We start from the raw sequence: 14,817 nt of genomic DNA, 5'->3' as shown, positions 1-14,817 counted from the left end.
CCATCCAATTCTGATCCGGTCGGGGTTTGTTTTACGAATACCCGGCAGGATTCCGACGAAGAAAGGAGCCGCTGTCATGGATTGGAGACCGGACCCAAACTCGCCGCGCACTTTGCAGGCGCAGATCGCCGCCTGGATCGCCGAGCGAATCGAACGCGGCGACTGGCCTGCCGAGAGCCGCCTGCCCGCGCAGCGCGAACTCGCCGCGCGCTTGGGCGTCAACCGAAGCACCGTGCAGGCCGCGCTCGACGAGCTCAGGGCGGACGGCCTGATCGAGACGCGCCGGGGCTCGGGCGCCTACGTCTCGGGCAGCGCCTGGAACGCGCTGCTGGCGCGCTCGCAGCCGAACTGGCAGCGCCATATCCGCGCGAGCGTCCATAAGCCGAACCGGCATACGATCCGGCTGATCAACGACAGCGAGCCGGACCCGTCCTTCGTTCGGCTCGGCACCGGGGAGCTCTCCCCGGAACTGCTGCCGGTCCGGGAGCTTGAAGCGTCGCTGCGCGAGCTGCGGCTCGATGCGCGCTCGATAGGCTATTCCGAGCCGCTCGGCAGCCTGCGGCTGCGCCGGGCGCTGTGCGTCAAGCTTGCGGCGCTCGGCGTGAAGGCGCAGCCGGATAACGTGTGCATCGTGTCCGGCGCGCTTCAGGCGCTGCAGCTCATCGCCGTCGGCCTGCTCGAAGAAGGTTCCGCCGTGTTCCACGAACCGATTTCGTATCTCAATTCCGTCCATCCGTTCCAATCGGCAGGCATGCGGATGCTGCCGTTCCGCCAGAAGGACCCCAAGCTCAAAGAGCGGCTGGCCCGCTCCGCGCGAGGCCGGCAGTCGCTGCTCTACACGGTGCCCACGCTCAACAATCCGACCGGCCGAAGTTGGGACGAAGCCGCGCGGCGCCGCGTCTACGAAGCCTGCGCGGAACTGCGCATGCCTATCGTCGAAGACGACGTGTACCGCGACCTTCTGTTCGCTCCCGGCACGCAGCCGATCAAATCGTTCGACGATTCCGGACAGGTGCTCTATCTCGGCAGCCTGTCCAAATCGCTGAGCCCCGGCCTGCGGATCGGCTGGATCGTCGCCCCTTCGCCGGTGGCTGCCCGACTGGCGGACGTCAAGATGCAGACCGATTACGGGTCCAGCGCTTTTTCCCAGCATATCGCCGCGCACTGGCTGGAATCCGGCCTGCACGAACGAAATACGGAGCGGCTGCGGAGCGAACTGCAACGGCGCGCTGCATTCGCCGAAAATATCCTGCGCGGCAATTTCAGGGAACTTGCGGACTGGGCGTCGCCCGAAGGCGGCTTCTATATCTGGCTGCGCTTCCGGCAGCCGATCGTGGACAAAAGCTTTTTTCGGCGCCTGTTCGAACGCCGTATCCTGATCAATCCCGGCTACGTCTACGACCCGGACGATTCGCATCATGTTCGGCTCTCCTATGCGTATGCATCGCGCGAAGAGATGGAGATCGGCCTTGCCGCGCTGCGCGAAGAAGCGGAGCGGGCCGGCTCCCAGCAGCGCAGTTAGAGCGACGCGGAAGGCTGCCGTGCAGGAACAGGAAAAAGCCCGCCTTATGACAAGGCGGGCTTTTTGTCGTTCGTTTCGAACGCAGATCTTCGCGGCGGTGCGCTTATACCCAGCGGATGACGTCTTCCACCGGTCTGCGCGTCTGCGGCCGGGGCTCCTTGTCCCGGTAGCCGAACGCTGCCATGACGCTGACGCCGTAGGCGCCGTCTTCGAGCAGGCCGGCTTCCGCCAAGATGTCGTCCAGCTTGGCGCGGTCGAAGCCTTCGATCGGGCACGAGTCGATGCCGATCTGTGCGGCGGCGGTCATCATGTTGCCGAGCGCGATATACGTCTGCTTCGAAGCCCAGTCGAACAGGCTGCGTTCGTCGCGCAGGTCCATATGTTCTTCCTGGAACGTCTTGTACAGATCCGTCGTCATCTTCTCGACGAGTTCGGGCGGATACTTTTTCACTTCAAGCATCTGCTCTTTCATATAGGCCGAATCGTAGCGCACGTCGCGGCGGGCCAGAATAACGACGAAGTGGCTGGCCGTCGATAGATGGCCCTGTGCGCCCCACGAGACCGGGCGCATCTTCTCGCGCAGTTCCTGATTCTGGACGACGACGAATTTCCACGGCTCCAGACCGACCGAACTTGGCGACAGCCGCCCTGTCTCCAGAATAAAATCGAATTCCTCGGCCGGAATTTTCCGGTCGGGATCAAAAGTTTTGGTTGCGTGTCTGAACCGGTACGCGTCCAGAATGTCTTGTCTTTTTGCTTCGCTGCTCATAGATCCGGTCACCCTCCGATAGATGCTAAAATCGATAATTGGTTACTTTTAATTACCGATACATTCTATCGCGTTTGCCGCCCCGGGTCAAACACGCGAAAATTCTTTGCTCCCGCTCGGCTGCGAAGGCTGCGACAGAACCGCAAAGCGGCCGCGGCGCCGACATCCGTCCGCACGCAAAAAGCCCCGCTGCCGGCCGGGGCCGTAAACGGGGCTTTCCTTGTTGGTGCCGACTTGAATCGGCACCATTTAGATGCTGACGTCGAAATTGCGTCCGACCCGTACGGCTTTGGCCGGTTCGGAACGGTTCTCCCACGGCTGCACCGCGCCCGGAGCGGCCGGCGGCGCGTAGAGCGACCCCAGCGAACCGAGCGCCTCCAGCGAGCCGAGCATCGCTCTGGCGTAATCGTCGCCGCCTTTGGGCGCTTTGCGCGGTACGGCAGGTTGTTCGTTGACCGACTGTTCCTGAAGTTCTTCGGTCATGCTGAATTCAGGCTGCGCCTGAGGTTCCGATTCCGGGTGCTCGCGATCCGGGCGTCCCTGCACGGAAGTGAATTCCGGGCGTTCGCCGTTGGCTGCGTCCAGCAGCGCGATATGCCGTTCCAGCAGCGCGATATGGCGCCGGATACGCATCGCGCGCTGTTCCCGGTCCTGATCCGATACCGGAAGCTGAAGGATACGCGACAGCTCGACTTCCAGGCTCGCTTTACGATTCTCCAACGGCGCCTTGCCGTGACGGCTCGGCGTGTAGGACGTATTCAGCGCGGGCAGGGCGCTGAGCGGAGCCACCGGCGAAGTTCTGCCCTGTATGCCTTGTATGCCTTGTATACTGCTCATTGAAGCCATCCGCCTTTCCTTATCAAAATGAAAAACGTCGAATTTCAAATGCGCTGCACAAACTTAAGCCGTGTATTTCATTCGTGTGTTGAAGCACTTGCTGCGGTTGTGATCACACAGGTTGGACAGGCGCAAGCGGTTCGTCGGCTGGAGCAGAGCGAAGTAGATTACGAAGGTTGTGATTCCGTAATCATTACCCCGTTTTCAAACTTTGTAACGGCCTTCCGCAAAAAAAATGTAAATTCAGGCATAAACGGATAAAACAAGTTAGTTTGCAAGCAAAACTTGATATTTCGCGGTTCCGTTACCGCAAATCGCCTGTTCGATCGGCGCCGCGCACCGCTTCCGCCGTAACGCGGACGACGATGCGCAGCGCTTCGAGCAGCGTCTCCTGCGGCAGCGAAGGCAGCGAAGGCTTGAGCGCGGCAAGCCGGGTCGATGCCGGAAAATGCACGAAGCCGGCAAGCGAAGGCGAGCCGCTTTCCCGAAGATCGTCGAGCAGCGCGTACATCGTATTGTTGCAAATATACGTGCCGGCCGTATTGGAGACGGCAGACGGAATGCCGGCCGCCTGCAGCTCCTGCACGATCCGGCGGATCGGCAGCGTCGAGAGCAGGCCGTCCGGACCGTCCGCGCGGATCGGTTCGTCTGTCGGGCTGCGCCCTTCGTTATCGGCGTAACTTTCCGTGTCCTTGACGTTGATCGCGATCCGCTCCGGCGTGATGGCGGTGCGCCCCGCGGCAAGGCCGCAGGCGATGACCGCATCCGGGTTCAGCCGCCGCGTCTCGGCCAGCAGCTTCGCGGCGCATTCGTCGTAGCGGACCGGCAGCAGCAGCGTATGCAGCCGCACGTCCGCAAACGCTTCGCCCAAATCTTCCTGTCCGATCTGCTCCATCAGCTCCTCGGTCGGATTGATCGGCGAACCGCCGAACGGCTCGAAGCCGGAAATCAAAATATTCATATTTTTTCCCCCGTTCGTTTATTTGGCGCTTTTTTCCCCTTCGTTCGGCCGAAACCGTCGTCTTCTTCATGTTCGTCATGTTCTTCGCGCCTTTTATCTTTGAAAATGGCGTAGGCGATATGCAGAATCAGGCCGATAAAAATGCCCGTGCCGGCCATGACGTACACCATCGTGAACACTTTGCCGAGGTTCGTCGCCGGCACGAAATCCGGATGCCCGACCGTGCTCAGCGTCATGACGCAGAAATAGAGCGCGTCCACGACCGTCAGCCCTTCTTCGTTGACGTAGAACAGGGTGCCGGACAGCAGGAATACGAGCACAAGCACGAACAGCGCCTGAAAATTTTTGGAACGGAACGCCCGGAAGATGCCGCCAAGCAGACGCTTGAGCGTCAGCAGAAACGAAATCATGCCATCCCTCCTTTTTTTGTATCCACCGTACGATAAAAAAATCCGTACGGCAAATACGCGACGCTACTGCCTCTGCCGCACGCCGTCTTCCGGGAACAATCGGTCTTGAGACCGAGTCCTTTTCAACCCGTTGAACGAGGTGCCGATCGGCAGAAGGGCGTATAGTGAAACCAGACGATAAAAAGAGGAGAGGTTGTTATGTCAAAAAAAGCGATTTGGGGACCCCTGCTGATCCTGCTCGGCGCTTATCTGCTGCTCGGCCAGGGCATCGGCATGAACTCGGGCATGATCTTCGGTTATTTCTGGGCGTCGCTGTTCATTCTTCCGCTGGGCCTGTTCTTCCATTGGATGTATTTCTCGATGACGCACGGGCGTCTGCCCGGACTGCTGATTCCCGGCGGCATTCTCGTGACCGTCGCGATCGTCTGCCAGATTGCGATGCTGTTTGGCAGTTGGAACGTCATGTGGCCGGGCTTTATTCTCGCTCCCGCCATCGGATTGTTCGAATTCTATTGGTTCAGCGGCCGCAACCGCTGGCTGCTGATCCCGATCAATATCCTGACCGTGCTGTCGCTGCTGTTCTTCGCCGTCTTCTCGATCGAAGCGCTGACGACCCGCACGTTTATGGAGCAGCCGCTGCTGGCGTTCGTCCTGATCGGCCTGGGCGCCCTGCTGCTGCTGCCGCTGCGCAGAAAGACCAAATCCGGCCCGGTCGGCCGCGTCTAGGCGAAATTCCGCCGGGTACGTCAAAAAGCCCCTGTGTCCGCGATCGGCGGCGACAGGGGCTTTTTTCTATTCATATCCGAAGCTGCGAATCTCTCGCGATCCGCATCCGCGGCACCGGTCACGCGGCACCGGTCACGAACCTTTGAGCGCGTCCACGAGCAGCTGCGTGTAGGCGCGCGCGCCGGCCGGCATCAGATGCACGCCGTCGCGGGCGAAGAAATCGTCGCGCCCGGCGCTGGCCGAATGCCAGTCGATCAGCAGGACGCGGTCGTCCCGCTGCGCCGCGCGTTCCAGCGCGCTGTTGACGACGCCTTCCCACGGACGCGGCACCCGCGTGTTGACCAGAATGATCTTCTTCGCTTCCGGCAGCTTCGCCAGCAGCCCGTCCAACTGCTCGTCGGTAAACGAGCCGTTCGTCCCGAGCTGGATCAGCACGGTCGTGCCGATCCGGCCTTCCGCTTCGAGCTGGTCGACCAGCGCCGGCGCCTGCGACATCTGGCGGCCGACGAGGCCGTCGACCGCGATGCCCGGCAGTTCCGCCGTCAGGTACGGCTTGATGTCGAGCATGACGGAGTCGCCGATAGCCGTCATGCCGACGCCCGTGCCGGCCGGCAGCGGCACATCCGCGGCGTCGACCGCCGGCACTGCCGCAGCCGGATCGGCTGCCGCTTCCACAGCCGGCACGTCCGTGCCGGCATAAGGCGTCTGCGCTTCGGCCGGCGGCGCCAGGCGGTTCATCGCGAAGCCGAGCACCAGCACGAGCGCCGCCGTACCGCCGAGCGTGCGCAGCAGCCGCTTGCGGCCGATGCCGGGCTCGCGCATGACCCGCTTCCACCAGCGGCCGAAATTGCCGCTCCGCACAGGCTGCTCGACGTAGCGGTACGACAGCTCCGCCAGCACGAAGCTGACGAGCAGCTGGAGCAGGATGCGCGTCATGTTCGGGCCGCCGGTATTGACGAGCGGGGTCGTCAGCACGATGACCGGATAGTGCCACAGATACAGTCCGTACGAGCGGGCGCCGATCCAGCGCAAAGGCTTGGCGCCGAGCACCCGGCCGAGCCGGCAGGCCGGATGGGCGAGCGCCGCGACGAGAATCGTCGTCGCCAGCGACAGCAGCACCATGCCTCCGCGGTACAGGAACGTGCCGTAATCGTTAGACTTGAAGATAAGCACCGCGATCACGATCAGGCAGATCGTCGCCGTGACGTCGAGCGTCTTCGTGGCCGATCTGGAAATGTTCGTTTTGAGCTTGCGGCTCGGCCAGACGACGGCGAGCGCCGCGCCGATCAGCAGCGAGAACAGGCGCGTATCCGTGCCGTAATAGACACGGCTCGGGTCCTGTCCCGGCTGGTACATGATGCCCATCGCGAGCGCCGAAGCGAGCGACAGGCCGGCCAGCACGAGCGCCAGCTTGCCGCGGTTCTTCTGGGCCAGAATGAGTCCGATGCCGAGCAGCACCGGCCAGAAGATGTAGAACTGTTCCTCGACCGCGAGCGACCACAGATGGCCGAGCGGCGAGAGCGGGCCGAAGCTCTCGAAGTAAGACACTTCGTGGAAGATCAGCCACCAGTTGCTGTAATACAGCAGCGCCGCCGGCACGTCGCCGAGCATCGCCGGCAGGCGGCTGCGGTCGACGAGAATCGACCACAGCACCGTCGCCAGCACGACCGCGAGCATGGCCGGCAGCAGTCTTTTGGCCCGCCGGACCCAGAAATCTTTCATGTCGAAGCGACCTGTCCGGTCCCACTGCGCCAGCAGGATATCCGTGATCAGGTAGCCCGACAGCACGAAGAACATCGTAACGCCGAGCAGTCCGCCCGGTGCCCACTGCGTATGCAGATGATAGAAAATGACGGCGAGCACCGCGAGCGCGCGCAGCCCGTCCAATCCCGGCATGTAGCGGCCCGCGCCCGGCTTGGGATGCTCGGCCGCCGGTTCGCGGCGCCGGGGCGGGGAATCGTGTCCGGCATACCGCCGATTTTCGCTGTTCGCTTCGCTGCCTGCGTATCTTCCATTGCTCATGGCCTCTGCCCTTTCGACATCTCGAATAGTCCGATTTTTGAAAATCCAATCTCTATCAGAATCCAATCTCTATGTAAAATCTAATCTCTATTATAGCAGGACGCCGGTGGATATCTAGAACAGGAACGGAGAAACTCGGCAGCGGAGACCGCATTATTTGAATTGTTCGGCAGGAATGGGTAAGATCAACAGGATTGCCCCAAATACATATAGCGAAAGCGAGGTTCGGGCCCATGTTCGAATGGATTAGGGAATTGGACGTAGTGTGGCAGTACGCGGCTTTGTTTCTGCTGGCAGCCGCCCCGTGGCTGGACATTTTTCTGGTCGTGCCGCTCGGCATTGTCTGGGGCTTGTCCCCGGTCGCCGTGTCGATCATCGGCTTTGCAGGCAACTTCCTCATGGTTCTGCTGATCGGCCTCTTCTTCACCCGCATCTCCGCCTGGCTGGAGCGCCGCAAGGTCAAGCAGGGCCGCACGGCTTCTTCCAAAAAAGAAACGCGGGCTAGGCGGGTATGGGAAAAATACGGCGTCCCCGGCCTTGCGCTCGTCGCTCCGGCGCTCGTGGGTACCGATATTGCCGCCGTGCTTGCCTTGTCGTTCGGTTCTTCCCGACGCTGGGTGATCGGCTGGATGGCGGTCAGCCTGGCCGTCTGGACGGTGGTCATGGCCGTCGGCTCGGTGTACGGCTTGAGCTATGCGACGCAGTAGATTTAAGGTGTCCGTCAAAAAAAGAGCAAAAAAAATCCCGTCCGCGCTTCTGCGCGAACGGGATTTTTCGTCGTGTGCTGTACGTGGTCCCTTTTCCCTCTACGTTTTGCGTTTTGCGTTTTGCGTTTTGTGTTGAGTATGCTGCGCTTTACGAACCGTTCATTTTGAACTGCAGGAACAATTCGTTGTAGCGGACCAGCCATTTTTTGCCCAGATTCTCGTACACTTCAAGCTGATTCGTCAGCTCGTCGGACGGATAGAAACGTTCGTCGCCCGAGATGTCTTCCGGCAGCAGCGCAAGCGCGGCGTCGTTCGGCGTCGAATACCCGACATATTCCGTGTTCTGCGCGTTCACTTCGGGATCGAGCATGAAGTTGATAAATGCCATCGCCCCGTCGACGTTCTGCGCCGTTCTCGGAATGACCATGTTGTCGAAGTACAGATTGGACCCTTCCTTCGGCACCACGTAATCGAGTTCTTCGTTCTCGCTCATGATCTCCGAAGCGTCGCCCGAAAATACGAGACCCGCCGCCGCTTCGCCGTTTGCCAGCAGCAGCTTGATCTCGTCGCCGACGATCGCTTTGACGTTCGGCGTCAGATCCATCAGATGGTCCAGCGCCTGCGCCAGATGCTGTTCGTTCTTGTCGTTGAGCGAATAGCCCTGGCTGACGAGCCCGGTGCCGATCACTTCGCGCGCCCCGTCGGTCAGCAGAATGTCGTTGCGAAGCGTCGGGTTCCACAGGTCTTCCCAGCTCTCGAACTTCAGGTCCGTCAGGGTCGGGTTGTAGACGACGCCGAGCGTCCCCCAGAAATACGGCATCGAGTACTCGTTGCCCGGGTCGAACGACAGATCGAGAAACTTGGGATCGAGATGCCGCATATTCGGGATCTTGGCATGATCGAGCGGAATGAGCAGCTTCTCTTCCCGCATCTTCTCGATCGCGTAATCGGACGGAATCGCCACGTCGAACGTCGTGCCGCCCTGTTCGATCTTGGTCAGCATCGCTTCGTTCGAATCGAACGTCTGGTAGATGACCGTGATGCCCGTCTCTTCCTGGAAGCGGTCGAGCAGTTCGGGATCGATATAATCGCCCCAGTTGTAGATGGTCAGCGTGTTGCCGCTGCTGTAGCCTTCGCTGGAGTTCAGCCGGTTGGCGAGAAACATCAGCGCAAAAGCCGCGACCAGTATCAGGATCAGCGTGCGCGTCATCGATTTCATTCCGGCACCCCCATCCGCGCGGCCGCGTCGGCCAGCTTGCGCTTTTCGCCGCGGCGCATCGAAATGTAGTACGCGACGACGAGGAACACGGTGAACAGGAAGATCAGCGTGGACAGCGCATTGATCGACAGCGACACGCCCTGTCTGGCCCGCGAGTAGATTTCGACGGCAAGCGTCGAATAACCGCTGCCCGTCACGAAGAACGTGACGGCGAAGTCGTCCAGCGAATACGTCAGCGCCATGAAGAAGCCGCTGAAGATGCCGGGACGGATAAACGGCAATATGACTTTGGTCAGCACGTCGCGCTTGCTCGCGCCGAGATCGCGCGCCGCGTCGAGCAGCGTCGGGCTCATCTCCTGCAGCCTCGGCAGGATCATGAGCACCGTGATCGGAATGCTGAACGCCACGTGCGAGATCAGTACCGAAGCGAAGCCGAGCTTCACCCCGACCATCGTGAACAGGATCAGGAACGAAGCGCCGATGATGACGTCGGGGCTGACGATCAGCACATTGTTAAGCGACAGCAGCGTGTTCTTGAGCCGGGCGCGCCGGATATTCTCGATCGCGAGCGATCCGAACACCCCGATGATCGTCGCGATCGTCGAAGACAGCAGCGCGATGACGAGCGTGTTGATCACGATGATGATCAGCCGCGTATCGGCGAACACTTCCTTGTAATAGTCGAGCGTAAAGCCTTCGAAGCCGTGCATCGTGCCGCCGCTGTTGAACGAGTAGAACATCAGGTACAGGATCGGCGCGTACAGGACGGCGAAGACGAGGACCAGATACAGATTGGAGATGCCGTTCTTTTTCCTCATCTTCGCACCCCTTTTCCGGTTCCGCCGGTCAGGAACATGATGACGGCCATCGCGACGATCAGGAACACGGCGACGGTCGAGCCCATGCCCCAGTCCTGCGTGACGAGGAAGTGCTGCTCGATCGCCGTGCCGAGCGTGATGACCTTGTTGCCGGCGATCAGGCGCGTGATCATGAACAGCGACAGCGCCGGGATGAACACGGAGATGCAGCCCGATTTGACCCCGGAGAGCGTCAGCGGGAAAATGACCCGGCGGAACGTGATCCAACTGGAAGCGCCCAGGTCGCGGGCGGCGTCGGTGAGCGACACGTTCAGTTCTTCGAGCGCGTTATAGATCGGCATGATCATGAACGGCACGAAGATGTAGATCGACACGAACACGAAGCTTCCGCTCGTGAACAGCAGCTGCTGTTCGCCGAACCCGATCGAACCAAGCAGGGCGTTGATCGGTCCGTACGTGCCGAAGATGCCGATAAACGCATACGTCTTGAGCAGCAGATTGATCCACGTCGGCAGGATGATGAGCAGCAGCCAGAGCTGCTTGTGCTTGGTGCGCGTCAGCAGATACGCCGCCGGATACGCGATCAGCAGCGAGAACAGCGTAATAAGAAACGCGTACCAGAACGAACTCAGCGTCATGCTCAGATAGACGGGAGTGAAAAAGTCCGCGTAATTCGACAGCGTCAGATTGCCTTCCACGTCGAACAGCGAATAATAGACGACCAGCACGACAGGCGCGATAACGAACAACGCCACCCACAGATAATAAGGAATGTAGGCGAGCGACCGCGCGTTTCCGCTGCCCTTACCGTTCATGGACCGGCACTCCCGCGTCTTCGTCTTCTTCGTACGCTTCCAGGCGGCGGTCGAATTCTTCCTCCGTTTCGCCGAAACGCATGACGTGGATCGCTTCCGGATCGAACGTCAATCCGATCTGCGCGCCGACTTCGGCCCGTTTGGTCGAATGCACGAGCCATTCCTGGCCGGAATCGTCGTAGCAGCTAATCTCGTAATGGACGCCGCGGAACAGCTGCGAATCGACGCGGACTTGCATCTTGCCGGCTTCCGGCGTCGTAATCTCCAGATCTTCCGGACGAACGACGATCTCGATCGGCTCGTTCGGACGCAGGCCCGCGTCGACGCATTCGAAGCGCCGGCCGTTAAATTCGACGCGGTAGTCTTCGATCATGACGCCGGGCACGATATTCGATTCGCCGATAAAATCGGCCACGAAGCGGTTGATCGGCTCGTCGTAAATATCGTTCGGCGTGCCGCTCTGCTCGATCCGGCCCTGGTTCATGACGAAAATATAATCCGACATCGCCAGCGCCTCTTCCTGGTCGTGCGTGACGAAGATAAACGTGATGCCCAGCCGCTGCTGCAGCTCGCGCAGGACGTACTGCATCTCGGTCCGCAGCTTGAGGTCGAGCGCGGACAGCGGCTCGTCGAGCAGCAGCACTTCCGGCTCGTTCACGATCGCCCGGGCGATCGCCACGCGCTGGCGCTGGCCGCCGGACATCTCGGTAATCGCGCGGTTCTCGTAGCCGTCGAGATTGACCATGTTCAACGCTTCCGTCACTTTGGCCGCGATAACGTTCGGCTTCATTTTTTTGATCCGCAGCCCGAACGCCACGTTCTCGAACACGTTCAGATGCGGGAACAGGGCGTAATCCTGGAAGACGGTATTGACCTGTCTTTTCTCCGGCGGCACTTTGTTGATGACCCGTCCGCCCAGATAGATCGAGCCTTCCGTCGGTTCCATGAAGCCCGCGATCATGCGCAGGATGGTCGTTTTGCCGCAGCCCGAAGGACCGAGCAGCGTATAGAACTTGCCCCGCTCGATTTCGAAATCGATCTTTTTGAGCACGGTGAGCCCGTCGTCGTACTGCTTCGTTACGGACTCGAAACGAATGATGTGTGGATCTGTGATGATGAAACCCCTCCTCTGGCAACCGGATGCCCGGACCCCGATCGGCTCCGGTCTTTTCCCGATATTTAACGGTATCTTTAACTTCTTTCTAACCGCTATTCTATAGAAAAAAACGCATGAAGGCTACATTTCTATGTATGCGGACGTCGCTTTCTTGATTAAAAAGCAGGGAAAAGATCGGCTTCGCGAGCCCGATCTTTTCGGCGCCGGTCAAGTGCGGGTCGCAGCTCCGATTCCGTCAAAATTTATATTTGCGCATGATCGGCACGCCGACCCGGTTGAGCAGCGGCGACAGCAGCGCCCAGCCGGCCCGGCGATGCGGCGGCAGATGCCGGTCATACACGGCGCTGTATTCGATCTCCGCGACCGCGCCGCGGTTGCGCTTGAACTGCGCCGCTCCGGCGCTCTCGTGCAGCAGGCAGCCTTCTTCGGCCGCCAGGCGCAGCAGCACCGCCGACAGCATGCGGTACAGCCCGATCTTCTGCGGCACGCCCGTGTCGTAGCCGAACACGGGCGTCGTCATGATGCCGCCCTGCGCGTAATAGCCGAGCACGGCGTCCAGCCGGCCGCTTGCGCGCGAGCGCAGCGCATGCAGCTTCAGCAGGTTCGACCGCAGCGCCCGCTCGAAAAAGCGCGGCGTAAACGCCGGATTGTGCGCCGAATATTTGTCGAGGTACAGCAGCCGGTACAGCTCGGCCAGCCGCGGCGCGTCGGCTTCGCCCAACTCTTCCGGCCCGCACACGTCGTAACCGTGCTTGTCCAGCAGGCCGTAATCGCGCTTCTGCAGCCAGCGGGCTTTGGACGGAATCCGGTCCGGCGCTTCGTACAGATACACCTGGCGGCTCGGCACGAGCCGGAAGCCCATCTCCGTCAGCGCGTCGAGATAACCGGGCGTCGTGCAGCGGTTGAGCGAACGGAACACGATCGAGCGGTCCGGGAACTCCCGGAGCAGCAGGGCGACGGCGGATGCAAGAGCCGACGCGTCAAGCGGCGGATACAGATTCGTCGACAGCAGCCGGTTGTTGACCTGAACCGCGCGGTTGAACCGCGACGCCTTGAGCAGCCAGCCGGCCGGCGTCAACAGCGCGCCGAGCAGGGCGCGGGCGGCGCGCGATTCCAGCAGCGACAGCTCCTCGCGCGCGTAGCTGACGTAATGCGTGTACGGCGAGAACACGTAGGAATCGCCGTATTCGCGGTCGCCCACGCTCAGCGGAAGCGTCACGCCGAGCGCTTCGCAGCGCAGGGCGCGCAGCTTCGTATCGACGTTCGCGATCAGTGCCGATACGCCTTCGCCCTGCATGGCGGACAACCAGCGCAGCGTGGAGGCGTCGTCGTCCGAAGCTTCGTGACAAGAAGATTCATTAAGAGACACTTCGTTATAACAAGAACAAGATTCGTTATAAGACTCTTTATTGTCAGGTTTATTATTGTAAGAAATCTTACTATAAGGTGGCTTATTATTTGCGGATTCGCCGTCCGCAGCTTCGCGGCGGGATTGTTGTTCCGTCAGCCAGCGTTCCAGACTGTCCCCTTCATACAGGTTCCATTCGGTCATTCACCGCAAACCTCCTCTGCACCCGTCTCAATTTGACCGCTCCGGGCACGAAAACGTACGGCGCGAACGCCGTCTCCGGCATGGCCGCGCCGATACGCGCGCACAGCGCGGCCAGCGCATTTTGCACGTCGGCTTCGGTCTGCGCCCGCACTTCCGTTCCGGCTGCCGCGGCCGTGTCCAGTTCGATCTCAAGCCTGCCCGGCGCGTGCAGAACGGCGCGGTAAGCTTCGACCCGCTCCGACGCGCCGATAATCGCCCGCGAGACGTAGTCCGGGAACAGCGTCACGAAGCCCGTCCCGTTTGCCGCAGGCAGCACGAACAGGTCGTCGCTTCGCCCTTCGATCCGCTCGATCGCCGTAAAAGGCGAGCCGCAGGCGCAGCGCTCCGCACTTTCGGTCAGCAGGTCGCCCAGCCGGTAGCGCACGATCGGCTGGGAGAAGCGGACGAAATCGGTCACGATCGGCACGAACGTTTTGCGCTCCGCGTCCACGTATTCTTTTTCGATATGGACGACGTCTTCGTTGAGATGCAGCGTCCCGTGGCTGCACGACGCGCCCAGAAAACCTTCGGTGCACTGGTACACCTGATGGATGCGCAGACCGAAGCTCTCTTCGATCATGCGCCGGTCCAGCGGATCGAGCACTTCGGCCATCGACACCAGATGTCCGGGCGCGATGCGGAGCCGGCCGGAGCGAACTTCGCCCGCCAGCAGGCGCAGCATCGACGGCGGCGCGGCGAGCACGCTCGGACGCTGCGCGTTCAGCCGTTCCACATGCCGCTCAAGCGGATGCAGCAGATCGTAGAACTCGAAGGCCACCCGCCGGCTGCGCACCGATCCGTACAAATTGCTATCGGCCCGCAGGAAAAAAGCGATCCGGTGTCCCTGCAGCAGCGGTCCGGGCAGCACACGCTGCAAAATGGTCCCCGTCCAGGCCAGACGCTCGCGGCGGCTGACGAGAAACAGCCCCCGGCTGCCCGACGTGCCGGATGACAGGCCGATCGTCAGCCCGCCGATCTCCGGCGTGAAATCGCGCGTGCGCTCCCCTTCCAGTGCCAGCTCCATCGCGTCTTCGCGGCGGACGCCCGCTGTATTGAGCGTATCGAAATGCTCCATCATCGCTTTTTTGTCGATCTCCGGGAACCGGCGCCAGTCCCGCGTGTCCAGCCCCTGCCACAGCTCCCGGTAAAAAGGCGAAGCGGCACGCACCCTGTCCAGATGGCGGAGGATGCGCGGCTCCCGCCACCGTTCCAGGGCATCGCGATCCGGCATGGCCGCGCGCCGGCGTGCCGCCGCGTACTGCATAACAATATGTAGGGAATCGGTGTTCATCGGCACGTTCCT

General features: G+C 61.1%; 13 protein-coding genes and 1 pseudogene. 3 read left to right on the top strand and 11 right to left on the bottom strand.

Translation table 11 applies throughout. The annotated features are described in order from the left end of the window. Positions 1-76: 76 nt before the first annotated feature. Complete coding sequence (locus FTE24_RS17900) at positions 77-1,522, top strand: aminotransferase-like domain-containing protein (RefSeq protein WP_150234946.1); 1,446 nt, start codon at positions 77-79, stop codon at positions 1,520-1,522. Between the two features lie 103 nt (positions 1,523-1,625). On the opposite strand, the gene FTE24_RS17895 is transcribed toward FTE24_RS17900, so the two are convergent. The 4 genes and pseudogenes from FTE24_RS17895 to FTE24_RS17880 form a co-directional block, all read right to left on the bottom strand. Further along, complete coding sequence (locus FTE24_RS17895) at positions 1,626-2,291, bottom strand: NAD(P)H-dependent oxidoreductase (protein WP_150234944.1); 666 nt, start codon at positions 2,289-2,291, stop codon at positions 1,626-1,628. 249 nt (positions 2,292-2,540) lie between these two features. Further along, entirely contained in the window at positions 2,541-3,128 is a 588-nt protein-coding gene (locus FTE24_RS17890; RefSeq protein WP_150234942.1) for a hypothetical protein, read from the bottom strand. A 304-nt stretch (positions 3,129-3,432) separates the two neighbouring features. After that, positions 3,433-4,089, bottom strand: coding sequence for a pyroglutamyl-peptidase I (locus FTE24_RS17885; RefSeq protein WP_150234940.1), 657 nt, complete (start codon positions 4,087-4,089; stop codon positions 3,433-3,435). Between the two features lie 89 nt (positions 4,090-4,178). Then, a pseudogene (locus tag FTE24_RS17880) lies at positions 4,179-4,499 on the bottom strand (potassium channel family protein); the annotation flags it as partial. A 198-nt stretch (positions 4,500-4,697) separates the two neighbouring features. Between FTE24_RS17880 and FTE24_RS17875 the strand changes: the two are divergent. After that, a complete protein-coding gene (locus FTE24_RS17875) occupies positions 4,698-5,225 on the top strand; it encodes a hypothetical protein (RefSeq protein ID WP_150234936.1) in 528 nt (175 codons plus the stop codon). Positions 5,226-5,357: 132 nt separating this feature from the next. Here FTE24_RS17875 and FTE24_RS17870 read toward each other — a convergent pair whose 3' ends face one another. Then, positions 5,358-7,247, bottom strand: coding sequence for an acyltransferase family protein (locus FTE24_RS17870; RefSeq protein ID WP_150234934.1), 1,890 nt, complete (start codon positions 7,245-7,247; stop codon positions 5,358-5,360). Between the two features lie 233 nt (positions 7,248-7,480). Between FTE24_RS17870 and FTE24_RS17865 the strand changes: the two genes are divergently transcribed. Beyond that, positions 7,481-7,954, top strand: a complete 474-nt coding sequence (locus FTE24_RS17865; RefSeq protein WP_141447545.1) for a small multi-drug export protein — start codon at positions 7,481-7,483, stop codon at positions 7,952-7,954. A 148-nt stretch (positions 7,955-8,102) separates the two neighbouring features. On the opposite strand, the gene FTE24_RS17860 is transcribed toward FTE24_RS17865, so the two are convergent. The 6 genes from FTE24_RS17860 to FTE24_RS17835 all read right to left on the bottom strand — a co-directional run bounded on the left by FTE24_RS17860 (position 8,103) and on the right by FTE24_RS17835 (position 14,805). Beyond that, complete coding sequence (locus FTE24_RS17860) at positions 8,103-9,173, bottom strand: ABC transporter substrate-binding protein (RefSeq protein WP_150234928.1); 1,071 nt, start codon at positions 9,171-9,173, stop codon at positions 8,103-8,105. Continuing rightward, a complete protein-coding gene (locus FTE24_RS17855) occupies positions 9,170-9,991 on the bottom strand; it encodes an ABC transporter permease (RefSeq protein ID WP_141447547.1) in 822 nt (273 codons plus the stop codon). Before FTE24_RS17855 ends, FTE24_RS17860 begins: the two co-directional genes overlap by 4 nt. After that, positions 9,988-10,806, bottom strand: coding sequence for an ABC transporter permease (locus FTE24_RS17850; RefSeq protein ID WP_141447548.1), 819 nt, complete (start codon positions 10,804-10,806; stop codon positions 9,988-9,990). Before FTE24_RS17850 ends, FTE24_RS17855 begins: the two co-directional genes overlap by 4 nt. Continuing rightward, a complete protein-coding gene (locus FTE24_RS17845; protein WP_141447549.1) occupies positions 10,796-11,920 on the bottom strand; it encodes an ABC transporter ATP-binding protein in 1,125 nt (374 codons plus the stop codon). The genes FTE24_RS17850 and FTE24_RS17845 overlap by 11 nt, the downstream gene beginning before the upstream one ends. Before the next feature lie 238 nt (positions 11,921-12,158). Then, positions 12,159-13,475 (bottom strand): GNAT family N-acetyltransferase, encoded by a 1,317-nt coding sequence (locus FTE24_RS17840; protein WP_150234926.1) that lies wholly within the window; start codon positions 13,473-13,475, stop codon positions 12,159-12,161. Beyond that, positions 13,453-14,805: a F390 synthetase-related protein gene (locus FTE24_RS17835; protein WP_150234924.1), complete on the bottom strand. Its 1,353-nt coding sequence runs from the start codon at positions 14,803-14,805 to the stop codon at positions 13,453-13,455. The genes FTE24_RS17840 and FTE24_RS17835 overlap by 23 nt, the downstream gene beginning before the upstream one ends. Positions 14,806-14,817: the final 12 nt, after the last annotated feature.

It is taken from the genome of Saccharibacillus sp. WB 17 (assembly GCF_008634075.2).
GTDB lineage: Bacteria > Bacillota > Bacilli > Paenibacillales > Paenibacillaceae > Saccharibacillus > Saccharibacillus brassicae.
Note: the sequence above shows the minus strand (reverse complement) of the source record. Positions and strands in the feature narration are given on the sequence as shown.